Source organism: Lentzea aerocolonigenes (assembly GCF_000955955.1).
Classification (GTDB): domain Bacteria; phylum Actinomycetota; class Actinomycetes; order Mycobacteriales; family Pseudonocardiaceae; genus Lentzea; species Lentzea aerocolonigenes_A.
In genome coordinates, this window is sequence record NZ_JYJG01000064.1 from 63,940 (window position 1) to 85,569 (window position 21,630).

General features: G+C 68.7%; 21 protein-coding genes and 1 riboswitch. Of the genes, 10 read left to right on the top strand and 11 right to left on the bottom strand.

Going from position 1 to position 21,630, the window contains the following annotated elements:
* Positions 1-8 precede the first annotated feature (8 nt).
* Entirely contained in the window at positions 9-575 is a 567-nt protein-coding gene (locus UK23_RS11830) for a TetR/AcrR family transcriptional regulator (protein WP_045311487.1), read from the top strand.
* On the opposite strand, the gene thiD is transcribed toward UK23_RS11830, so the two are convergent.
* From thiD to UK23_RS11850, 4 genes are all read right to left on the bottom strand, one after another.
* Complete coding sequence (gene thiD / locus UK23_RS11835) at positions 518-1,336, bottom strand: bifunctional hydroxymethylpyrimidine kinase/phosphomethylpyrimidine kinase (protein ID WP_045311488.1); 819 nt, start codon at positions 1,334-1,336, stop codon at positions 518-520. The two genes, UK23_RS11830 and thiD, sit on opposite strands and share 58 nt — an antisense overlap.
* Positions 1,333-2,973 (bottom strand): phosphomethylpyrimidine synthase ThiC, encoded by a 1,641-nt coding sequence (thiC, locus tag UK23_RS11840; protein ID WP_045311489.1) that lies wholly within the window; start codon positions 2,971-2,973, stop codon positions 1,333-1,335. Before thiC ends, thiD begins: the two co-directional genes overlap by 4 nt.
* Positions 2,965-3,087: riboswitch (TPP riboswitch) on the bottom strand. (Overlaps the previous gene by 9 nt.)
* Before the next feature lie 173 nt (positions 3,088-3,260).
* Entirely contained in the window at positions 3,261-3,542 is a 282-nt protein-coding gene (locus UK23_RS11845; RefSeq protein ID WP_045311490.1) for a hypothetical protein, read from the bottom strand.
* A gap of 256 nt (positions 3,543-3,798) precedes the next feature.
* The gene (locus UK23_RS11850) at positions 3,799-4,401 is read right to left on the bottom strand and encodes a LysE family translocator (RefSeq protein ID WP_045311491.1); all 603 of its coding nucleotides are present in this window, start codon (positions 4,399-4,401) and stop codon (positions 3,799-3,801) included.
* A gap of 92 nt (positions 4,402-4,493) precedes the next feature.
* Here UK23_RS11850 and UK23_RS11855 point away from each other — a divergent pair, with 92 nt between their 5' ends.
* The gene (locus UK23_RS11855; protein ID WP_045311492.1) at positions 4,494-5,423 is read left to right on the top strand and encodes an aldo/keto reductase; all 930 of its coding nucleotides are present in this window, start codon (positions 4,494-4,496) and stop codon (positions 5,421-5,423) included.
* On the opposite strand, the gene UK23_RS11860 is transcribed toward UK23_RS11855, so the two are convergent.
* Positions 5,420-6,001, bottom strand: a complete 582-nt coding sequence (locus tag UK23_RS11860) for a peptide deformylase (RefSeq protein WP_045311493.1) — start codon at positions 5,999-6,001, stop codon at positions 5,420-5,422. The genes UK23_RS11855 and UK23_RS11860 overlap by 4 nt on opposite strands.
* A gap of 108 nt (positions 6,002-6,109) precedes the next feature.
* On the opposite strand from UK23_RS11860, the gene UK23_RS11865 reads away from it, so the two are divergent.
* Together UK23_RS11865 and UK23_RS11870 are read left to right on the top strand one after the other, a co-directional pair.
* The gene (locus tag UK23_RS11865) at positions 6,110-6,388 is read left to right on the top strand and encodes a DUF3263 domain-containing protein (protein WP_045311520.1); all 279 of its coding nucleotides are present in this window, start codon (positions 6,110-6,112) and stop codon (positions 6,386-6,388) included.
* Positions 6,388-6,978, top strand: a complete 591-nt coding sequence (locus UK23_RS11870; protein WP_045311494.1) for a LytR C-terminal domain-containing protein — start codon at positions 6,388-6,390, stop codon at positions 6,976-6,978. The genes UK23_RS11865 and UK23_RS11870 overlap by 1 nt, the downstream gene beginning before the upstream one ends.
* Positions 6,979-6,982: 4 nt before the next feature.
* On the opposite strand, the gene UK23_RS11875 is transcribed toward UK23_RS11870, so the two are convergent.
* Positions 6,983-9,142 carry an AAA family ATPase gene (locus UK23_RS11875; protein WP_045311495.1) on the bottom strand — a complete coding sequence of 720 codons (2,160 nt, stop codon included), beginning with the start codon at positions 9,140-9,142 and terminating at the stop codon, positions 6,983-6,985.
* Positions 9,143-9,303: 161 nt separating this feature from the next.
* On the opposite strand from UK23_RS11875, the gene UK23_RS11880 reads away from it, so the two are divergent.
* Positions 9,304-10,860: a LamG domain-containing protein gene (locus tag UK23_RS11880; protein ID WP_045311496.1), complete on the top strand. Its 1,557-nt coding sequence runs from the start codon at positions 9,304-9,306 to the stop codon at positions 10,858-10,860.
* Positions 10,861-10,914: 54 nt separating this feature from the next.
* Here the strand turns inward: UK23_RS11880 and pssA are convergent, their stop codons facing one another.
* From pssA to glp, 4 genes are all read right to left on the bottom strand, one after another.
* The gene (gene pssA, locus UK23_RS11885; protein WP_156213040.1) at positions 10,915-11,880 is read right to left on the bottom strand and encodes a CDP-diacylglycerol--serine O-phosphatidyltransferase; all 966 of its coding nucleotides are present in this window, start codon (positions 11,878-11,880) and stop codon (positions 10,915-10,917) included.
* Positions 11,880-12,575, bottom strand: a complete 696-nt coding sequence (locus tag UK23_RS11890; RefSeq protein ID WP_045311498.1) for a phosphatidylserine decarboxylase — start codon at positions 12,573-12,575, stop codon at positions 11,880-11,882. Before UK23_RS11890 ends, pssA begins: the two co-directional genes overlap by 1 nt.
* 203 nt (positions 12,576-12,778) lie before the next feature.
* A complete protein-coding gene (locus UK23_RS11895; RefSeq protein ID WP_045311499.1) occupies positions 12,779-14,188 on the bottom strand; it encodes a M48 family metallopeptidase in 1,410 nt (469 codons plus the stop codon).
* A gap of 10 nt (positions 14,189-14,198) precedes the next feature.
* A complete protein-coding gene (gene glp, locus UK23_RS11900) occupies positions 14,199-15,392 on the bottom strand; it encodes a gephyrin-like molybdotransferase Glp (RefSeq protein WP_269112268.1) in 1,194 nt (397 codons plus the stop codon).
* An 83-nt stretch (positions 15,393-15,475) separates the two neighbouring features.
* On the opposite strand from glp, the gene UK23_RS11905 reads away from it, so the two are divergent.
* The 5 genes from UK23_RS11905 to groL all read left to right on the top strand — a co-directional run bounded on the left by UK23_RS11905 (position 15,476) and on the right by groL (position 20,852).
* Positions 15,476-16,117: an AIM24 family protein gene (locus UK23_RS11905; RefSeq protein ID WP_045311500.1), complete on the top strand. Its 642-nt coding sequence runs from the start codon at positions 15,476-15,478 to the stop codon at positions 16,115-16,117.
* 76 nt (positions 16,118-16,193) lie between these two features.
* Positions 16,194-16,400 carry a cold-shock protein gene (locus tag UK23_RS11910; RefSeq protein WP_030470913.1) on the top strand — a complete coding sequence of 69 codons (207 nt, stop codon included), beginning with the start codon at positions 16,194-16,196 and terminating at the stop codon, positions 16,398-16,400.
* Between the two features lie 113 nt (positions 16,401-16,513).
* The gene (locus UK23_RS11915; RefSeq protein WP_045311501.1) at positions 16,514-17,758 is read left to right on the top strand and encodes an RNA-guided endonuclease InsQ/TnpB family protein; all 1,245 of its coding nucleotides are present in this window, start codon (positions 16,514-16,516) and stop codon (positions 17,756-17,758) included.
* A 21-nt stretch (positions 17,759-17,779) separates the two neighbouring features.
* Entirely contained in the window at positions 17,780-19,003 is a 1,224-nt protein-coding gene (locus UK23_RS11920; RefSeq protein WP_045311502.1) for a serine/threonine-protein kinase, read from the top strand.
* 229 nt (positions 19,004-19,232) lie between these two features.
* A complete protein-coding gene (groL, locus tag UK23_RS11925; RefSeq protein ID WP_045311503.1) occupies positions 19,233-20,852 on the top strand; it encodes a chaperonin GroEL in 1,620 nt (539 codons plus the stop codon).
* Positions 20,853-20,916: 64 nt separating this feature from the next.
* Here the strand turns inward: groL and UK23_RS11930 are convergent.
* Positions 20,917-21,630: LysR substrate-binding domain-containing protein (locus tag UK23_RS11930; RefSeq protein WP_045311504.1), on the bottom strand; the 714-nt coding region annotated here is incomplete at its 5' end.

The window sequence follows — 21,630 nt, forward strand, 5'->3', positions numbered from 1 at the left end:
TTTTTCGTGTGGTCGGGATCAAGGGACAGGTTCAGCAGCGCGGCGTCGAGCGGCGGCGCGAGATCGTCGACGCCGCGATCGAGCTGTTCGGTGTCAACGGGTTCGCGGGCACGGGGGTCGCGGCCATCGCCAAGAAGGCGAGCGTCACGCCGTCCGCGGTGATCCACCACTTCGGTTCCAAGGAGAACCTGCTCAAGGCCGTGCTGGACGAGTTCGACGCGCGGGCAGCCAGCCGGGTGAGCAGCAATGATCTCGTCACGGCGTTGCTGGAAGACGCCGAATACACCATGGCGCACAAGGGTTTGGCGACGCTGCACACGGTGCTGCAGGCGGAGCACCTGACAAGGGACGACGAGATCACGCAACGGTTCCGGGCCCGGAACCGGTTGCTCAGAAAGCACTTCGCCGGTGTGCTCGGGGAGGCAGGCGCCGTCGAGCTGATCGCCTTCCTCGAAGGCGCGCTGACGGTCTGGCTGCTCGACCCCGAGACCACCGACCTCAAGGCGATGTACGCCCGTTACCTGTCGAGCCTCCACAACGGCGACACGGGTCCGACTCCGGCCCCCAGCGGGTAAGCGGCGGCTACGGACTTCACGATGAAGTCCTTGCCGAACCGCACTGCTTCCGGCACCGACGCCCCGCGAGCGAGTGCCGAACTGATCGACGACGCGAGAGTGTCGCCGCTGCCGTGCGTGTGCTCCACGTCGTAGCGCGGCCCAGGCAGTTCGATGAACTCCCGGCCGTCGTACAGCAGGTCGAGGCACTCCGGGTCGTCCCACATGTGGCCGCCCTTCACGAGCACCCACTCCGGACCCATGGCGTGCAACGCCTCCGCGGCAACCCGTTGGTCAGCCCGGTCCTTCACCGCAACACCCGTGATCAACCGCACCTCGTCCAGGTTCGGCGTCACCAAAGTCGCGCGCGGGAAGAGCAAGCCCCGCAACGCGTCCAGCGCCGAGTCGGCCAGCAGCTGGTCGCCGTGCATCGACGCCGACACGGGGTCGACGACGAACGGGGTCTTCTGGCCGCGGCCGATCCCGACGCGGTCCAGCGCGGGCGTGATCGCCTCGATGATCGCCGACGACGCCAGCATGCCGGTCTTCGCGGCCTGCAGCCCGATGTCCTCGGCGACCGAGATGATCTGCGCGGCGACCGTGGCAGCCGGTATCTCGGCGACGCCCGTGACGCCCAACGAGTTCTGCACCGTCACGGCAGTCAGGGCGACGCAGCCGTGCACTCCGCACGCGAAGAGCGTGCGGAGGTCGGCCTGGATCCCCGCACCACCGCCGGAATCGCTTCCGGCGATGGTGAGGACCCGCGGAGGTGTTGCTGTCACGTCGTTTCCACCACTGGCAGGTAGACCTTGTTGCCGGTGTCGGCGAACTCGCCGGACTTCTCCGCCATGCCCGCCTCGATCGCCTCCACTGTGGACAGTCCGCGTTCCTCGGCATAGCGGCGGACGTCCTGGGTGATCTTCATGGAGCAGAACTTCGGCCCGCACATCGAGCAGAAGTGCGCCGTCTTCGCCGGTTCCGCGGGGAGCGTCTCGTCGTGGAACGAGCGCGCGGTGTCCGGGTCGAGCGACAGGTTGAACTGGTCCTCCCAGCGGAACTCGAAGCGCGCCTTGGACAACGCGTCGTCCCAGTCCTGGACGCCGGGGTGGCCCTTGGCGAGGTCCGCGGAGTGCGCCGCGATCTTGTACGTGATCACGCCGGTCTTCACGTCGTCCCGGTTCGGCAGGCCGAGGTGCTCCTTCGGCGTGACGTAGCAGAGCATCGCGGTGCCCAGCCAGCCGATCTGCGCCGCGCCGATCGCGGACGTGATGTGGTCGTACGCCGGCGCGATGTCCGTGGCCAGCGGGCCGAGGGTGTAGAACGGCGCCTCGCCGCACCACTCCTCTTCCAGCCGCACGTTCTCGGCGATCTTGTGCATCGGCACGTGGCCGGGGCCCTCGATCATCACCTGGACGTCCTTGGCCCGCGCGATGTGCGTGAGCTCGCCCAGCGTCCTGAGTTCGGCGAACTGCGCCTCGTCGTTGGCGTCCGCGATGGAACCCGGCCGCAGCCCGTCACCCAGCGAGAACGTGATGTCGTAGGTGCGCAGGATGTCGCAGAGTTCCTCGAAGTGCGTGTAGAGGAAGCTCTCCTTGTGGTGCGCGAGGCACCACCCGGCCATGATCGCCCCGCCGCGCGAGACGATGCCGGTGACGCGCTTGGCCGTCATCGGCACGTACCGCAGCAGCACGCCCGCATGCACGGTCATGTAGTCGACGCCCTGCTCGGCCTGCTCGATCACGGTGTCGCGGTAGATCTCCCACGACAGCGCCGCCGGGTCGCCGTTGACCTTCTCCAGCGCCTGGTAGATCGGCACGGTGCCGATCGGCACGGGCGAGTTGCGCAGGATCCACTCGCGCGTCTCGTGAATCCGCTTGCCGGTGGACAGGTCCATGATCGTGTCGGCGCCCCAGCGGGACGCCCACACCATCTTGTCGACCTCGTCCTCGATCGACGACGACACCGCGGAGTTGCCGATGTTGGCGTTGATCTTCACCAGGAACTTCTTGCCGATGATCATCGGCTCGGCCTCGGGGTGCTTGCGGTTCAACGGAATGACCGCACGCCCGATGGCGACCTCGTTGCGCACGAACTCCGCGTCGAGGTTCTCGCGCACCGCGATGTACTTCATCTCCGGGGTGATGATCCCGGCCTTCGCGTACGCGAGCTGGCTGACAGCTCCGTTGATCGGTTCCCGTGCGGCGACCCACTCCGACCTGAGGCCGGGAAGTCCACTGTGGACGTCGATGGTCGCGTTCTCGTCGGTATACGGACCGGAAGTGTCGTACAGATCGACATGTTCGCCGTTGGTCAGTTCCACCCTGCGGAAAGGCACACCATCGCGGTACACCTTGCGGGAGCCCGAGATCGGGCCGGTGGTAACACTGGGCTTGACCGAACGGTCGTCAAGTGCCGTCACGACATTCCTCCCTACGCCGGCATTACCCGGTCAGGTTCAGGCGGTCGGTGACACCGGCACTACTGCCAGTCACCCTCTCAGCCCGCTCAGGCGCGAGCTCCCGCGTTCTTGTTGAGTTGTCGAGACCCGACCATAGTCAGCGCGCGCCGTAGCTGCCAAGGGCGTCGTTTGCCCCTAACCTTCTCTCTCGTGGCGGATCATCAGCCGTTCCCGCCCGGCGCGCGTCGCGGTCAACGTCCCGCCGTGGTCTCCGCATGCCCTTCCTGCGGAGAACTCGCTGGTCGCGGCTATCCCGACTGCGGGTTCTGCGCCGAGCTGCTCGACCAGTTCTGGCTCGCGGACTGGGAGGCGTTGCGAACATCGTCCCAGCTGGCGGACAGGGAACTGGCCGAGCTGGTGGTCTCCTCCGACGTCGGCCAGTACCCGTGGACGTGCGTCGACTGGGCGATGACGCTGCTGGCGTGCTCCCGCTGCGGTGCCGAGCTGGGCACCGGACCGGTCGAGTGCGTGCGGTGCGCCGTCACGGAGGAGCGCAGGTGGAACTGGGACCACTCGGCGCATCCGTACACGATGAGCGCGAACGAGCACCTCTTACGAGTGGCGCGGGCAGCCCTGCGCGCACCTCACCGGCGCCGGCCAGCGGTGGTGCGGGCCTGGCAGCTGGTGCTGCCGTTCCTCATCGCCGGTGAGGTGATCGAGTTCGGCCGTCTGGACCGGATCCGCGCGCACGTGCTGGCCGGTGGCTACGCCTCCATGGCGGCCTGCCACACCCTCGGTGAGCTGGCCGGGTTGCCAGAGCTCTTCTGGCGCCGGGGCAGCCCGATCTCAACGCGGGTCGAGTACCAGCCGGACTCCGAGCGCCAGCAGCACGCCGCCAGACAGCTTCTCGAGAGCCGGACGGACCCGCGGGCGGCTCAGCCAGCCGCGGATGGTGTGCAGGATCGACACGATGATCAGGTACCAGACGGTGTCGATCAGCACCCAGCCGATGGCGAGGAAGAGCAGAACCCCCTGGCCGGCCTCCCCGGCAGGCACGAACTGCGGTAGGAACGAGATCGCGAACACGCCGAGCTTCGGGTTGGCCAGGTTCACGACCAGCCCGCTGCGGAACGCGTGGCTCGCGGGCGGAGGTTCGGCGCCCGGCAGGCTCTTGCTGATCAGGGCCTTGACGCCCAGGTAGATCAGGAAGACCGCGCCGATGATCCGGAGCGCGTGGTAGGCGATCTCGGACGCCGTGAGCAGGACGGACAGGCCCAGCGCGGCCGCGATCGCCCAGCAGGCGACACCGACCTCCATGCCGAACACCGTCGCCAGCGCGGCTTTTCGCCCGTGCACCGACTGTCGCAGGACCATGGCCGTGCCAGGTCCGGGCGACAGTGCGATGAGGAACGAGGCCGCTACGAAGGCGACGATGTTTTCGATTGGCATGCCTTGATGGTCGCTGACGCCGGCAATCCTTTTTTGACCAGAAGCGGCTGGTTCTTGACCTGGAGTGCGCTCCAGGATGTTCGCTGGTGCCCATGACGGATCTGGGCAAGATGGGTTTCGGCACGTGGGCCATGGGCGGCCCGTTCTTCAGCGGTGGCGAGCCGGTCGGGTGGGGGCCGGCCGACGACGGGCAGTCCCTGAAGGCGCTGCGGCGGGCGTTCGAGCTGGGCGTGACGTTGTTCGACACCGCGGACGTCTACGGCTGCGGGCACGCGGAAACCGTGGTCGGGCAAGCGTTTGCGGATGTGCGTGACCAGGTGCGGATCGCCACCAAGTGGGGATGCACGTTCGACGCCGGGTCACGTGAGATGACCGGGAACGACGGATCCGTCGCGTACCTGCGCCGTGCAGTCGAGGGGTCTCTGCGGCGCTTGGGAACGGACTGGATCGACCTGTACCAGCTGCACATCGGCGACCTGCCGCTGGAAGAGGCCGCCCTGCTGCGGGACGAGTGCGAGGCGCTGGTCGCCGAGGGCAAGATCCGCGCCTACGGGTGGAGCACCGACGACGTCGAGCGGGCGCGGTTCTTCGCCGCCGGCGAGCACGGTGTCGCCGCTCAGGCCGACATCAACCTGCTGTTCGACAACCCCGAGATGTACGCGGGGGAGTACTCGGTGCTGTGCCGTCGTCCGCTCGCGATGGGGCTGCTGGCGCGGGACACGTTCGACGTGCTGCCTGCTGACGACGTGCGCGTCACGAACCCCTCGTGGCTGCGGTTCTTCGTCGACGGGAAGCCGTCACCGGAGTACCTCGAGGCGCGGGAGGCTGTTCGCGACGTGTTGACGTCGGGCGGGCGGACGTTGGTGCAGGGCGCGCTGGCGTGGTTCTGGGCGCGTTCTCCCCGGCTGATCCCGATTCCGGGCGTCCGGACGGTGGCTCAGGTCGAGGAGAACGCGGGTGCGCTGGCGTTCGGGCCGCTGTCGGCCGACGAACTGGCGCAGGTCGAGGCAGTGCTGCGTTAGTCCTCGTCTTCGTCGGCGAAGTTCGCGGGGTCGGCCGGGTCCCACGAGAGGCCCGGCACACCCCACTCGTTGTCGCGCAGCATCCGCTTCGACTCCTTCTTGTACCGGCCGACGAGGCGGTCGATGTACAGGAAGCCGTTGAGGTGGTCGGTCTCGTGCTGCAGGCAACGCGCGAAGAAGCCGGTGCCCTCGACCTCGAACGGCTGCCCGTCGACGTCCTGCCCGGTCACCTTCGCCCATTGGGCGCGTCCGGTCGGGTACGCCTCACCGGGAACGGACAGGCAGCCCTCGAAGTCGTCGTCCGGATCCGGCATGGTCTCCGGGATCTCGGAGGTCTCGAGCACCGGGTTGCAGATCACGCCGCGGTGCTGCACGCCTTCGTCGTCCGGGCAGTCGTACACGAAGACCCGCAGGTCGACACCGATCTGGTTGGCCGCGAGCCCGACTCCGCGAGCAGCTGCCATCGTCTCGAACATGTCGTCGACGAGCGTCTTGAGCTCGGTGTCGAACTCGGTGACCTCGCGCGTCGGGTGGTGGAGCACGGGGTCGCCGGCGATGCAGATGCGGTGGACGGCCATGGTCAGACTTTAAGGCGTCCAAAACTGTCGGTGTCGCGCGGTAGGTTGGAACGATCACGTGATTGAATTGCCCGCACCTGAGATGGTGTGGCGACCGTGGGGAGCCAGATGGATCACGCCGAGGCGCTTACCTCCGCTGACGGGCTGACCAGCCGCGAACGCACGATGCTCGCGTTCGAGAAGCAGTGGTGGAAGTACTCGGGATCCAAGGAACAGGCCATCAGGGAACTGTTCGACATGTCGGCCACCCGCTATTACCAGCTGCTCAACGCGTTGGTTGAGAAGGAAGCCGCGTTCGCGGCCGATCCGATGCTGGTCAAGCGGTTGCGCGGCGTGCGGACAGGCCGCCAGAGGGTTCGCGCACGCGCCAGGAGCACCGAGGACTGATGACCTCCCCCGAGTCCGCTAGCCCGTCCCGCCCGGCCAAGGCCGCCGGCTTCGCCCTGCTGGGTGTCGCCGCCGTGGCTTTGATCATCGGCGTTGTCAGCCTCTTCGGCGGAGGTGACGAGCCGCCGACCGCCGGCGGCACGACGACGACCCCGCCACCGCAGACCACCTCCGAGTCGCCCTCGACGCCTGCTTCCACACCTTCGGCGCCTGCGGCTACCACAACCACGACCACGAACCCGCCCGCGGCGACGACCACCAACCCGCCTCCGGTCACTCAGCCCGGAGCCGCGAAGGTGCCGGTCCGGGTCTACAACAACTCGACCATCACCGGGCTCGCTGTTCGGGCTGCTGACGAGGTCCGGGCCAACGGGTGGACCGTTGAGGGCACCGGCAACTACTCGCAGGGCACGATTCCCACCACGACTGTCTACTTCCGGCCTGGGACCGACGAAGAGGCTTCCGCCAAGGAACTGGCCGCTGTGCTGCGGGCTCGGGTCGAGGCTCGTTTCGACGGGATCCAGTCGTCCGCGCCCGGGATCATCCTGATCGTCACCAACGACTTCCAGGGCGCGTCCAAGAGCAAGTGAGCTGTCACGCCGAGCGGTTGGCGGCGTAGGCCGCCAACGACGCCAGCTGCGCCGGGTCGAGCGACGGCCGCACGACCTGCCTCGCCTTGGCCAGGTGGGCCTGCGTCACCTCGGCCGCGTCCAGCGACTCGCGCATCGCCGTCAGCGCTGCCTCACGCACGAGAGCCGCGCAGTCCGCCGCCGAGTACATGTCGAGCTCGGCGGCCAGCGCGGCCAGATCCACGTCGCTCGCGAGCGGGGTGTTGCGGGACGAGGCCTTGAGAATCTCCGTGCGGGCGTCGGCATCCGGCGGTGGCACGTTGACCAGGCGCTCCAACCGGCCCGGCCGCAGCAGCGCGGGGTCGATCAGCTCCGGGCGGTTGGTCGCGGCGATCACCACGACGTCCCGCAACGGTTCTACGCCGTCCAGTTCGGTCAGCAACGCAGCCACGACCCGGTCTGCGACACCGGCGTCGGAGGACTGGCCTCGCCTGGGTGCCAGGGCGTCCACCTCGTCCAGGAAGATGAGGGCCGGAGCGGCGTCGGCGGCTCGGCGGAACAGTTCGCGCACAGCCCGTTCCGACTCGCCGACGAACTTGTCCATCAGCTCGGCACCCTTGACCGTCAGGACGTTCAGCTGGCCGGTGCCTGCCAGCGCGCGCACGAGGAACGTCTTGCCGCATCCCGGCGGCCCGTACAGCAGCACGCCACGCGGCGGGTCAACCCCAAGGCGCGCAAAGGAGTCCGGGTAGCGCAACGGCCACAGCGCGGCCTCGGTGAGAGCCTGCTTGACCTCGATCATGTCACCGACGTCGTCCAGCGTCAGCCCGCCGGTCTGGATGGTGTCCGACGCGGACATCGAGATCGGCCGGACCGTGTTCAACGCGGCCAGCAGATCCTCTTGCCCCACCCGAGGTTCCGCGACCTCGCGCTGCCGCAGCGCCGCCCGCACCGCCGCCTCCCTGCGCAGCGCGCACAGGTCGGCCGCCACGAACCCAGGCGCCCGCTCGGCCACCGCTCCCAAGTCCACATCGGACTCCAGCGGAACCTCGCGCAGCAGCACCCGCAACAGTTCCGTGCGCACGGCACCGTCGGGCAGTGGCAGCGTCAGCTCGCGGTCCACCAAGTCAGGCGCGCGCAGTCTGGCATCGACCGACTCCGCGCGAGCGGACGTGACGACCAGCGCCAGGTTCGGCCGCGACACCGCGGTGCGCAGCATGTCGAGCACGACCGTCGCGACGGGAGGCGGAGTCGACGGCAGCAGCGCGTCGATGTCCGTCAACAGCAGCACCGTCGGCTGCTCGGGCACCCCGGAGATCGCGTCGCCGAGCTGCTTGGCCATCGCACCCGGCTCCAGCACCGAGATGCTCGGCGCGGCCAGCTCCACGATCGAAGCGCCCACCGACCGCGCCACGGCACGGACCAACGTCGCCTTGCCAACCCCTTCCGGCCCGCTGATCATCGCCGCCAGCCGGGCCGACGCACCGAGCTTCGTCAGCAACTCGGGCTGCCGGAACATCAGCTCCAGCCACTCGGTCAGCCTGCGCGCCTGCTCCTTCTGCCCAACCAGGTCGGTCAACGGCAGCGCCTCGTGCTTCTCCTGCACCACCACGGGCGTGACCTCTTTTGCCGGAGCTGTGGCCGAGCGCCAGCCCACGACGCTGGACGGCTGCACGGCCACCGGACCCGCCGGATCGGTGGAGGTGATGGTGATCAGCTCGTTGGTCCAAGTCATGCCGATGGCGTTGGACAACTTGCGACGCGTCTCGGACACGTTGGCACCAGGCGGCGGCGCGAGGTCCTGCGGCAGCAGCGAAACGCTGTCGCCGACCGTCAGCACCTTGCCGGTCAACGCCATCCGCACGTGCTCAGGCGTCAGGGCCGTGGTCGCGAGCCGGGAGCCCGCGACGGTGATCGAGCGGGCGCCGACCACGTCGACCGGGGCCACGACGATCTCGGAACCCTCGACGATGCCGAGGTTGGTGAGCGTGACGTCGTCCACCAGCACGATGCCTGGCGGGTGATCGCCGGCGGCGGCGAGGGCGGCGCTCACGCGGGCACCGGTCAGTTTCACGGCGTCCCAGGCGCGCAGGCCCAAGGCGTCGAGCACCTCCGGGTGGAGGCGGACAACGCCGCGCCGGGTGTCCAGTGCGGACGGGGACAGGCGAGCCGTCAGCGTGATCACGACGCCGACTCTAGTTGCTCACGGCGAGCGTGCCGGGACGTGAATGACCTGAACAGAGTCTTCCTGGTTCGACGGGCGTCGTGCACCGTGGTCGTGAACCGGGCGGGGAGGCCCGGCCGTCGCGCTGCGGCGTGACGTGACAACTTGGGGGGAACACCTTGATGCGCCACAGATCGGCGCGCGGTTTTCGCGCGTCCGTCTTCGTTCTGATCCTGGCCGTTTTGGCCGGTTTCACCACTCCGATCGCGAACGCCGCGGGCTCCGAGCTCGACGCGCCGCTGGTGAGTTCCGAGGTCTACCCGCCGGAAGGGCCTGGTGGTGGTGTCGGTGTCGCAGGGGCGTTCGAGCTGGACTCGGCAGGCGAGGCGGTGAAGTTCGTCTACTCGTTCGGCACTCAGCGACTCGACCAGGAGATCGCCGCCAACGCCGACGGCAAGGCGACGATCCATTGGACGCCGCGCACTGCAGGTACGCAGAGCCTGTACGTCAGATCGGTGAACCGCGGCGGCCTCTACTCGGCCCAGCGGAACTACGAGTTCTGGGTGCTCGTAGGAGGACACCCCGCAGCGCACTGGACGCTGGACGGCACGCTGGCCGATACCGAGGGGCAGAACCTGTTGACGCCCAACGGGAATCCGGACCTGGCCGCCGTCGGGTACGCCGGCAGCGGAGTTCGGTTGAACGAGGCGCAGGACCACCTCGGCGGTGTGACGCCCGTGGACACGTCGAAGAACTTCTCCCTGGCAGCGTGGGCCAAGGTCGACGGCGGGCGATCTGTGGTCGCCACCACGGACGGCACTGCGTTCAGCGCGAATCTGCACTACGACTCGGATTCGCGGCGCTGGGCGTTCGGCATGACGTCAGGAGCCGAGTTCTTCGTGGCGCGTTCGCGGGACGAGGCGCAGACCGGTGTCTGGACGCACCTCACCGGCACCTACGAGGTCACGACCAAGACTCTCGCGTTGTACGTCGACGGCGTGAAGCAGAGCGAGGTCGCCGGAGTGCAGGGCGGGCGGGCATCGCGTCTGCTGGTGGGCGAGGGGACGGCTCCCAGTTCGATCGACGAGGTCAAGGCCTACGCGCGCACGCTGAACGAAGCCGAGGTCAGGAGGCTGGCGAGCGAGGCGGGCATCCGCAGCCACTACAAGCTCGGTGAAGGTGCGGGCAGCGTCACGGAGGACGAGGTCACCGGCAGGTTCGCAAATCTCGGTGGAACTACGGGCTGGGAGCAGAGCAGGCGCTACACGTCGTTGCTCTTCGACGGCGAGGGCTACGTCTCGGCACCGGCGCCGGGCATCCGCACCGACCGCTCCTTCACGATCTCTGCGTGGGCGAGGCTCGATCTCGACGCTCACGACGACCAGCCCCGGACGATCCTGAGCCTGGTGCACGACGGCACCTCGCAGCTCGACCTCAGGTACGGCGGCGCGTCGAAGAAGTGGGAGTTCGTGCTGAACGGCACCACCGTGAAGTCCGCCTACCAAGCGGAACTGCAGGAGTGGACCTACCTGACAGCCGTCCACGACAAGCTCAGCTCCGAGGTGCGGCTGTACTTCAGAGGCGTGTACGTGACGAGAATCCCGTTCACGGGCGGCTCGGCGCAGACCGAGTCCACTTTGGAGCTCGGCAGACTCTGGCAGGGCGGCATCGATGACGTGCGCGTCTACGAAGGCGTGCTGACGGAGGAACAGATCATCGCCCAAGCCGTTCGCAGCTGAGAAACAGACGGGCCGGACACGTCGCAACGTGTCCGGCCCGTCGGTCAGATCGATCTACCGCTTGGGCTGCCTGCGCAGGCCCAGCTGACGCCACGAGCGGCGACGCCCACCAACGGGCACCGCGCCTTCCGCAGCAGCAGCGGTAGAAGCGTCACGCCGAGGCCGACGCACCGCGCGCATGGCCGCACCGGCAACGCGTCCGTGCAAAGGCTGGCGCAGGCCGAGACGACGAGCCGCCACGCCGTGCGCACGCTTGATGGCGCGGCGCTCAACACCCGTCACAGTCCAAGCCTCGGGGTGCTTCGACAGCCACATGTACCGCCGCACCGAGTAAGGCAGGTGCGCGAGGTACACGACCATCGCGACGATCAGCGCCACCAAGGGGAACGTGATGATCGCGGCGGCCAAAAGCCCGATCAGCACGAGCAAAGGCGCCACCGCGCGCGGCGGGACCTTCACGGTCTTCACGGACAGCGTTGGGATGCGGGAGACCAGCAGCAGCGCGACCACGACCGTCCAGATGCCGACCACGATCGGGTCGTTCCACCAGCCGTCGGTGCGGACCTGCTCCTCGATGATCAGAGGCAGTAGCAGCAACAGACCGCCTGCCGGAGCCGGGACGCCCACGAAGAACTCCTTCGCGAACGGCGGCTGTTCCTTCTCCAGCAACGTGTTGAAGCGGGCCAGGCGGACCACCATGCAGACGGCGAAGATCAGGGCGATGACCCAGCCGGCGCGGTTGCCCTCGAACTTCCACAGGTAGATGGCGAGGGCAGGTGCCACGCCGAACGAGATGGCGTCGGCCAGCGAGTCCAGCTCCGCGCCCATCTTCGACGTGGCGTCCAGCAGGCGGGCGATGCGGCCGTCGAGACCGTCGAACACGGCCGCTGCCGCGATCGAGGCGATGGCCGCGCCCCACATGCCGATGTTCGCGAAGTGCACTGCGGACAGGCCGGAGCACATCGCGAGGACCGTGATGGCGTTCGGCAGGAGGCGAACGCCGGGCCCGCTGGGAGCCATCAGGCCTCCGGGAGCTCAGCGAGGACGGTCTCCCCGCCGATGGTGCGCTGGCCGGCCTCGACCAGGACGCGGCTGCCGCGCGGCACGTAGGTGTCGACGCGCGAACCGAAGCGGATCAGGCCGTAGGTCTGGCCGGCGGTGACCTTCTCGCCCTCGGCGACCTCGCACACGATGCGGCGCGCGACCAGGCCGGCGATCTGCACGAACACCAGGTCGTGGCCGTCGACGGTGCGCATCCACACGGTGTTGCGCTCGTTCTCCTCCGACGCCTTGTCCAGGTCGGCCGAGAGGAACTTGCCGGGGTGGTAGGAGACCTGGACGATCTCGCCCTCGGCGGGGATGCGCTGCACGTGCACGTCGAACACCGAGAGGAACACGCTCACGCGCGTCATCGGCTCGGTGCCGAGGCCGAGCTCGGCGGGCGGGACGGCGTCGACCACGTGCGAGACGGTGCCGTCGGCCGGGGCCACGGCGATGTTCGGGCGGGTCGGCGTCACGCGCTTCGGCTCGCGGAAGAACCACGCGACCCACGCCGTGACCAGGCCGAGGACGACGCCGAGTCGCTTGAAGCGCAGCCGGACGAGGAGTGTCGCGATCGCCGCACCGGCGACGAACGGGCGGCCCGCCGGGTGCATCGGCGGCACCATGCCGCGGGCGAGTTCGAGGAAGTGGGAGACGGGCTTCTCGCTGCTCATCGTGTCTAAGGGTCCGTAGCTTCCGTGAGTTGTCGGGCGGCATCACGCTACGCCAACGCCCCAAAGCGGCCAGCACGAGAGCCGGAAACGCAAGTGGCCGGTCCGCCCGTGCATCCCCCGACGAATGCACGGGCCGACCGGCACCTGCGGGCAGTGTAATCCCCGTCACATGGGGTGAACAACGTCGGTCGGTGAGCGTTCCGTCACAGTCCGTCGACACCGATGGCCTGCAAGCGAACTCGCACTTCAGGGACCTGGTTAGCGTCACGGACGGCGGGTGCGACCAGATCGTCCGGATAGACCGCAGCTCCGTCGGGCAGCCGGAGCACGAACAGTCCGCCCCAGTTGAGTTCCAGCACGGCGCGGTTAGCGGTGACGAGCTGGTCGGCGACCGCGCACCCCAGTAGTTCCGTCACGGTGTCGACGGCCGCCTCGCGCACCTGCTCGTCCGTCAGCGACGCGTCGACGGGCCTGCCGGTGAGCTTCAGCAGTTCGCCGCGCTCCAACGCCGCCAGCACGTCGGACAACGACGAGCCGACCTTGCTCACCCGGCCCGCGTGCCGCAAAGCCTCGGCGTACCGGCGCACCTGGGCCGGGCCGCTCAACGGGACGAGCTCCTCCCACGTCGCCGAAGGCCCTGAAACGTCGAGCAGACGGGATGCCGCCTCCGCGGAGACACCCGTGAGCAACGTCCAGCCCGGCCGTTCGTCGATCGGGACGTCCGAGCTGGTCAGCAAGGCCATCGCGGCCACCCGGTCGCGGATCGGCGGGTGGCTGTCGAACACCGAGGTCGGTTCGAGCTCTGCCAGCACGCTCTCCAGCCGGCGCAACTCGTGCACGCGCCGCGGGTGGTTCAGGTAGCAGCGGAAGCCCTCGAGCAACGGCGGCGTGCGCCCCGCCATGACCGCCAGCGACACGTAGGACGTGAGGTAGTCGGCCCACGCCTCACCCACCGGTCCGATGCGCAGCAACGCACGCTGAGCCGCATCCCGGCCCGCCGCGGCCACGGCCACCTCGTCGGCGAACCGCTCGTGGTCCCGGCTCTCCGACGCGGCGACCAACGCGTAGAGGTGCGCCCACGCGCTGAGGAGCCCGAACACGCGGTCCTGGCTCACGGACAGCTGCAGCGCGATCTTCGCCCGATAGGTCATCGACGAGAGCTGGGTGTGACCGCCGCCGTAGTGCCCGAGCTCGTGGGCCAGCACCGACCGCAGCTCGCCGACGCTCAGCCCCGCCACCAGCGGCAGTCCCAGCTCCAGGTACCGCACGCCGCGGCGTTCCCAGACACTCGCGTTCGCACCGTCCACGAGCCGGACGTCGTCGGGCGCGCGAGTGCCGGCGATCCCCGCCAGCTCGTCGACGTGCCGCCACAGGTCCGGATGCGTGTCGCGGGCCAGCGGGAACCCGCTCGGCTCCGGTCGCGCGAAGATCGCCCGCACGGTCGCCCACAGCGCGGGACCGCCCAGAGCGACCGCGAGGACGAGCATCCAGGCGCCGCCCTCGACGTCGCCGATGGTGAACCGCCAGATCGCGATCGCGGTCAGGCCACCCGCGAGCGCCACCGCGAGCACGAAGAACCCGGCGAGCATCACCAGCGCGAGTGCGGCCCTCATCCCAGCCCTTCTACTGCAGGTATCTGACGGTGACCTCGGCTCCGGCAGCCAGCTCCGTCACGTCTTCCGGCACCTCGATCAGGCAGTTCGACAACGCGAGCGCCGACAGCAGGTGCGACCCCGGACCCCCGACCGGCGTCACGACCTGACCGGACGACGGGTCGTACAGACCGCGCCGGAACTGCGTCTTCCCCTGTGGAGACGTCAGCGGCGAGGACACGGTTGCCCGCGCGGTGGGGCGTTCGACCTGCGCGTGCCCCATCGAGGCGAGCAGCGCCGGACGGACGAACACCTCGAACGACACCTGCGCGCTCACCGGGTTACCCGGCAGCGTCAGCACCGGCAGACCCTCGTACGTGCCCGCGCCCTGCGGCCCGCCCGGTTGCATCGCGACCTTGGTGAACCGCACGTCGTGGCTCGCCAACGCGTCCTTGACCACCTCGTACGCGCCCGCACTGACCCCGCCGGACGTCACGATCACGTCCACCGAGCCCAGGTACGGCGCCAGCGCGCGGTGGAACGCGTCCACGTCGTCCGGCACGAACCGCAGCCGCACGGCGATGCCCCCCGCGTCCCGCACGGAGGTCGCGAGCATCATCCCGTTCGACTCGTAGATCTGGCCCGGCTGCAGCGGCTGGCCGGGTTCGACCAGCTCGGAACCCGTCGAGAGGACCAGCACGCGCGGACGGCGGCGCACCGGGAGCTCCGGCAGGCCGAGCGCGGACGCCAGACCGAGCTGAGCCGGGCGCAGCACGGTGCCCGCGAGCAGCACGGGATCGCCCTTCTGGACGTCGTCGCCCGCGGTCCGGATGTTCGTGCCCTCCGAAACGGACCCGTTGATCGTCACGGTCTCGGTGCCGCCGTCGGTCAGCTCGACCTGGATCACCGCGTCCGCGCCGGGCGGTACCGGGGCGCCGGTCATGATCCGGTGAACGGTTCCCGGTTCGAGTGCGTTGATCTCGGTGCGGCCCGCGGGGATGTCGTCCGCCACGGGAAGGCTGACCGGCGTCTGCGCAAGGTCAGCAGCTCGGACGGCGTACCCGTCCATCGCGGAGTTGTCGAACGGAGGCAGTGAGACAGGAGCGATGACGTCGGCTGCGAGCACCAGCCCGAGGCACTCGTCGAGCGGGAGCTGCAGCACGGGCATCAGCCCGACGAGCTCCGCGACGCGCTGGCGGTGTTCGGCGACAGTGGTGGGGGACACGACTGCATACTGCCAACGTCGTGGTGCCAAGACACGCAGCCGTGACGATCGCCTGGACCAGTTCTTCCCCGGAGGTGTTGTTAGTGCAGGTCCGGACCCGGCACACACCGACGTTCGGCGTGGCGAGACTCGTGCTCGCCCCGGACGAGATGGTGTTGGTCGACCCGTTGGCCCTGATGGCGACGAGCTTCGGGCTCTCGGTCGAGGTCAAGGGCACCGGCACCAAGGCGGTCGCGCTGTGCACGGCGGGCGCGGAGGGCGGCTGGGTCGACGCGGCGCCGACGCTGCCCAGCGACCTGCACCTCGTCGAGCTCGACGGCACGCACGGCTGGTGCGTCGCGCGGCTCGGCTGGGTCGCGTCGAGCAGCACGGTGGCGATGAACCCGGAGGCTCCGCCGTTGCAGGCGCTCTTCGGTGGCCTCGAAGGGTTTCTGAACTACGCGCACGGACAGGGCAGCGTCGTCCTCGCCTGTTATGGCGCGCTCGACCTCGTGACGCTGGAGGCCGGCGAGGCCGTGACCATCGCGAGCGACCACGTGATGGCGTTCGCCGACACGGTGCAATGCCGGCTCCGGCCGTCGGTACCCGATGCCGCGCAATCCGTTCAGACGGGCGAGGGCCTGGTGTTCGACTTCGCCGGCCCAGGCGCCGTGCTGACCCAGACGCGCGGGCCTCGCCGGCTCACCACCTGGTTGCGCGCCAACGGAGTCAGCTCTCGTTCATGACTCCGTAAGGAGGTATCCGGCCGACTTTTCTTCTTTTAGCGTTGCGTTCTGCTTGCGTGATCTGAAGGAGGACGCCTTGGCTCTCGGTACCGTCAAGTGGTTCAACTCCGAAAAGGGATACGGCTTCATCGCAACCGACGGCGGGCCCGACGTGTTCGTGCACTACTCGGCGATCCAGATGGAAGGCTTCCGGACCCTCTCCGAGGGCGACCGGGTGGAGTTCGAGGTGCAGGCCGGACGGGACGGGCGCAGCCAGGCGTCGGACGTGCGCCGCGCCGGTTAGTGATCGACCTGATCATCTGGGTCTCGAGCTGTGGCTCAACATCCGGCTGCAGACGGTGTGAAGACGGATAGCTGGATGTAACTCGATGTGCTCCCTCCGCTACCTTGTGTGTCGTGCGAACGGCCTACAAGTGCCGGGCCTATCCGACACCCGAACAGATCGCGGCGCTGAACCGCACGTTCGGGTGTGTGCGCGTGGCGTGGAACAAAACGTTGGGTGAGAGGCACCGCCGCTACCGCGATCAGGGTGTGCCCACGTCCTACAAGGAGACTGATGCCGCGCTGACCAGATGGAAGCGCACCGAGGAGCTCGCGTTCCTGTCGGAAGTGTCGTGCGTGCCGTTGCAGCAGGCACTGCGCCATCAGCACGCGGCGTTCCAGAACTTCTTCGCCGGGCGAACTCGCCATCCCAGGTTCAAGTCCCGTGCCGGTCGGCAGAGTGCTCACTACACGCGGTCGGCGTTCCGGATGCGTGACGGTGTGCTCACAGTGGCGAAGATGAGCGCTGCACTGCGGTTCGTGTGGTCGTTCGGCGAGGTGAACGTAGCCGCGCTCAACCCGACGATGGTAGTTGTGTCTCGCGAGCAGGACGGTCGTTGGTTTGTGACGTTTGCTGTTGATGCTGATCAGGATGTTCGTGCTGAATCCACTGGGCATGCGATTGGAGTGGATCTCGGTCTGAAGGACTTCCTGGTCACCAGTGACGGCGAGCGGCTCGCCAACCCGCAGCGCGTCGCCCGCAGAGCTCGAAACCTTGCGCGTTACCAGCGCAGACTGGCCCGTTGCCTGCGTGGCGGCAGCAATCGCCGCAAGGCGAAGGCGAAGGTCGCGCGCGCCCATCGAAAGGTCCGCAACTCGCGCCAGGACTTTCTGCACCGCGCCACCACGAGGTTGGTGCGGTCAGCGGATGTGATCGCGATCGAGGACCTCAACGTCGCGGGCATGGTCCGCAACCGTCATCTCTCCCGTGTTATCTCCGACACAGGCTGGGGTGAGTTCAGGCGGCAGTTGGAGTACAAGTGCGAGCGTGCGGGCCGCACGCTGATCGTGATCGACCGCTGGTATCCCTCCAGCAAGACCTGCTCGACCTGCGGGCATCTGCTCGCCGAACTGAAGCTCTCCACCCGGCACTGGACGTGTCCGGGCTGCCGCACCCGGCACGACCGGGACCTCAACGCGGCGAAGAACATCCTTGCGGCTGGTCGAGCCGTAGCCCGAGGCGACTCGGGCGATGCCTGCGGAGCTGATGTCAGACGGCAAGGGCTTGCCCTTCCGCGATCGGCCGTGAAACAGGAATCGTCGTCCTCGAGGACGACCGAGAAGTCAAAGCTTTGGGCAACCCACGGCAGGTTGATCTGAACGCGCGTTAGGCTGCCTCGCGTGTCTGAGGACCTGAGCGGACGGCGGATCGCGCACTACCGGATCGACGGTGTGCTCGGCCGCGGTGGCATGAGCGTGACCTACAAGGCCACCGACGTGAGACTTGGCCGGAAGGTCGCGCTCAAGGTCATCGGTGAGCACCTCGCGCCCGACGCGGAGTTCCGCGAGCGGTTCGTCGACGAGGCGCGCAACACCTCCGCCATCGACCACGCGAACATCGTGCCGCTGTACGACTTCGACGAGGTCGACGGCCTGCTGTACATCGCGATGCGGCTGGTGGACGGCCAGGACCTCTCCGGTCACGTCAAGGAGGGGCCGCTCACCCCAGAGCGCACGCTGAGGCTGCTCGCCCAGGTCGCCGAGGCGCTCGACATGCTGCACGGCAAGGGCCTCGTGCACCTCGACGTGAAGCCGGCCAACGTGCTGGTGACCACCAAGGAAGGCGTGCGCGAGCACGTCTACGTCGCCGACTTCGGCCTGACCCGCCGCGGCGCCACCGGGCACCGCACACGAACGGGTGATTTCCTCGGCTCGCCGACGTACGCGGCGCCGGAACACCTGCGCGGTGAGCCCGTCGACGGCCGCACCGACCAGTACGCGCTCGCGTGCATGCTCTTCGCCTGCCTCTCCGGCCGTCCGCCGTTCCAGGGCGGTGTGCAGGAGGTCATCGCCGGCCACCTCGGCCAGGCCGTGCCCGCGCTGTCCCAGCTCATGGGCCTGCCGCCGGCCATCGACGAGGTGATCCGCAAGGGCACCTCGAAGGACCCGTCGCAGCGGTTCGCGAGCTGTGCCGAGCTGATCGCCGCCGCGCGCGTCGCTCTCGCCGGGGTCGTGCAGGCCTCGGGTCCCGCTCACGTCGGACCGCAGTCCGGCTCGATTCCGGTGCAGTCGCCGGTGTCCGGGCCGAACCCGGTGCAGCAGGGCCCGTACCAGGGCGGCTACCAGCAGCCGCTCTCGGACCCGGTCCGGTTGCGCCCGCCGAACCAGGTGGGTGCGAGTGCGTTCACGTCCTCCTCGAAGAAGGAGCGCCCGGCGTGGTTCGCGCCGCTCATCGCGGCTGCCGCGGCGATCATTGTGATCATCATCGTGGTGATCATCCTGTCGCCCGGTGACGAGCCCGCGCGCCAGCCCAAGACGAACTCCTCGCCGACGCTGAACATCGAGGACGGGTCGACCTCCAAGAAGCCGCTGCCGACGTCTGTGCCGGTGCGCACGTCACGCTGACCGTCACCCCGGGTTCGCTTGCACTCGCCGTGCCCGAGTGCTAAACACGAACTAGCACTCGGCTGAGTCGAGTGCCAAAGCAGTGAGGCTGGGAAGGTGAGGCACCCCGTCGATCAGATGGGGCGTCGTCCGTCGCGGGCACCGAACCTGGCCACTGCACCGTGTTCCGCTGTGGGCTTTGCCGGCCCGCAGTGGCCCAGAATCCACAAAGGCGGAGGAACACACCGCAATGGCCAAGATGATTGCGTTCGACGAGGACGCCCGCCGCGGTCTCGAGCGGGGTATGAACACCCTCGCTGACGCCGTCAAGGTGACGCTCGGCCCGAAGGGCCGCAACGTCGTGCTCGAGAAGAAGTGGGGTGCGCCGACGATCACGAACGACGGCGTCTCCATCGCGAAGGAGATCGAGCTCGAGGACCCGTGGGAGAAGATCGGGGCCGAGCTCGTCAAGGAAGTTGCGAAGAAGACGGACGACGTCGCTGGTGACGGCACCACGACCGCGACCGTTCTCGCCCAGGCCCTGGTGCGCGAGGGTCTGCGCAACGTGGCCGCCGGCGCCAACCCGCTGGGCCTCAAGCGCGGCATCGAGCAGGCCGTCGAGGCCATCGCCGAGCAGCTGCTGAAGAACGCCAAGGAGATCGAGACGAAGGAGCAGATCGCTGCTACCGCGTCCATCTCCGCCGCTGACGCCACGATCGGCGAGCTCATCGCCGAGGCGATGGACAAGGTCGGCAAGGAAGGCGTCATCACCGTCGAGGAGAGCAACACCCTCGGTCTCGAGCTCGAGCTCACCGAAGGCATGCGCTTCGACAAGGGCTACATCTCCGGTTACTTCGTGACCGACCCCGAGCGTCAGGAAGCGGTCCTCGAGGACCCGTACATCCTGCTGTTCGGCTCCAAGATCTCCACGGTCAAGGACCTGCTCCCGCTGCTGGAGAAGGTCATGCAGGGCGGCAAGCCGCTGCTGATCATCTCCGAGGACGTCGAGGGCGAGGCTCTCGCGACCCTGGTCGTGAACAAGATCCGCGGCACCTTCAAGTCCGTCGCCGTCAAGGCGCCTGGCTTCGGTGACCGCCGCAAGGCCATCCTCCAGGACATCGCCACCCTCACCGGTGGCCAGGTCATCACCGAGGACGTCGGCCTGAAGCTGGAGAACGCCGACATCTCGCTGCTGGGCAAGGCCCGCAAGGTCGTCGTCACCAAGGACGAGACGACCATCGTCGAGGGCTCTGGCGACGCCGACCAGATCCAGGGTCGCGTCAACCAGATCCGCGCCGAGATCGAGAAGTCGGACTCCGACTACGACCGCGAGAAGCTCCAGGAGCGCCTCGCCAAGCTCGCCGGCGGCGTGGCCGTCATCAAGGCGGGCGCGGCCACCGAGGTCGAGCTCAAGGAGCGCAAGCACCGCATCGAGGACGCCGTTCGCAACGCGAAGGCGGCCGTCGAAGAGGGCATCGTCGCCGGTGGTGGCGTTGCGCTGCTGCAGGCCGCCGAGGCTGCCTTCGCGGGTCTGCGTCTCACGGGCGACGAGGCCACTGGTGCCAACATCGTCAAGGTCGCCGTCGAGGCTCCGCTGAAGCAGATCGCCGTCAACGCCGGCCTCGAGGGTGGCGTCGTGGTGGAGAAGGTCAAGTCCCTGCCCTCTGGCGAGGGCCTGGACGCCGCCACCGGCGAGTACAAGGACCTGATCAAGGCCGGCATCATCGACCCGGCCAAGGTCACGCGTTCCGCGCTGCAGAACGCCGCGTCCATCGCCGCGCTGTTCCTGACGACCGAGGCTGTCGTCGCGGACAAGCCGGAGAAGAACGCTGCGCCGGCCGCGCCGGACGCCGGTGGCATGGACTTCTGAGTCCCGCCGCTCGATCGCTCTGAACGGCCCGGTTCGCTTCGGCGAGCCGGGCCGTTCGGCGTTCTCAGGACGCGGCCGGTACCGCCCAGGACGGCCGCCAAACCCGGCCGGTGAGCGGCGGCAGTCCCGCGAGGTGCTCGACGACCCCGCGCAGCCGAGGGTGCGGGCTCGCGCTGGGCAACATCAACGAGATCGGGTACGCGATCGTCGGCTCCACGACCGGGATGCGCCGCAGGTCGTGCCCGGCGGGCCAGGTGTACCGGTCGCGCGAGCCGACCAGGGTGGCCACCTCCGCGGACTCCGCGAGGGTGTCGAGCAGCACCTCGTCCCCGAAGTGCGGGCCAGCCGCGTCGACGCGGAGGTCGAACGCCGTGACGAGCTCGTCGTAGAACACCGCCCACTCGCTGCGCGGCGCGATGCCGGGCACCCAGATGCGGAACTCGCGCAGCTGCGCCGGGGTCACCGTGCCCGCCGATGCGAGCGGGTGGCGGGGACCGACCAGCAACTCGGCCGGTGAGTCGAAGGCGTGGATCATCCGCACGCCGGGTGGCAGCGCGGCCGGATCGGTGACGGAGCGGAACGACGCGTCGACCTTGCCCGCCGCGACCTGGGCGGCCACCTCGTGCGGGTCGTTGAGCCGCAGCGACGTCACGTCCAGCTCGATGCCGGGGTTCGACCGCCAGTACTCGTGCAGCACCACGGCCTGAGCGCTGCGCAGGCCGAGCACGTCGATCCGCAGCGCTCGCGGCCGGAGCGCGGCGATCGCGCGGTCGACACC

Excerpts from the sequence above, each read along its gene's own strand:
- UK23_RS11850 (WP_045311491.1), bottom strand. The coding sequence starts at position 4,401 with ATGCCAATCGAAAACATCGTCGCCTTCGTAGCGGCCTCGTTCCTCATC.
- UK23_RS11855 (WP_045311492.1), top strand. The coding sequence starts at position 4,494 with ATGACGGATCTGGGCAAGATGGGTTTCGGCACGTGGGCCATGGGCGGC.
- UK23_RS11860 (WP_045311493.1), bottom strand. The coding sequence starts at position 6,001 with ATGGCCGTCCACCGCATCTGCATCGCCGGCGACCCCGTGCTCCACCAC.
- UK23_RS11865 (WP_045311520.1), top strand. The coding sequence starts at position 6,110 with ATGGATCACGCCGAGGCGCTTACCTCCGCTGACGGGCTGACCAGCCGC.
- UK23_RS11870 (WP_045311494.1), top strand. The coding sequence starts at position 6,388 with ATGACCTCCCCCGAGTCCGCTAGCCCGTCCCGCCCGGCCAAGGCCGCC.
- UK23_RS11880 (WP_045311496.1), top strand. The coding sequence starts at position 9,304 with ATGCGCCACAGATCGGCGCGCGGTTTTCGCGCGTCCGTCTTCGTTCTG.
- pssA (WP_156213040.1), bottom strand. The coding sequence starts at position 11,880 with ATGGCTCCCAGCGGGCCCGGCGTTCGCCTCCTGCCGAACGCCATCACG.
- UK23_RS11890 (WP_045311498.1), bottom strand. The coding sequence starts at position 12,575 with ATGAGCAGCGAGAAGCCCGTCTCCCACTTCCTCGAACTCGCCCGCGGC.
- UK23_RS11895 (WP_045311499.1), bottom strand. The coding sequence starts at position 14,188 with ATGAGGGCCGCACTCGCGCTGGTGATGCTCGCCGGGTTCTTCGTGCTC.
- groL (WP_045311503.1), top strand. The coding sequence starts at position 19,233 with ATGGCCAAGATGATTGCGTTCGACGAGGACGCCCGCCGCGGTCTCGAG.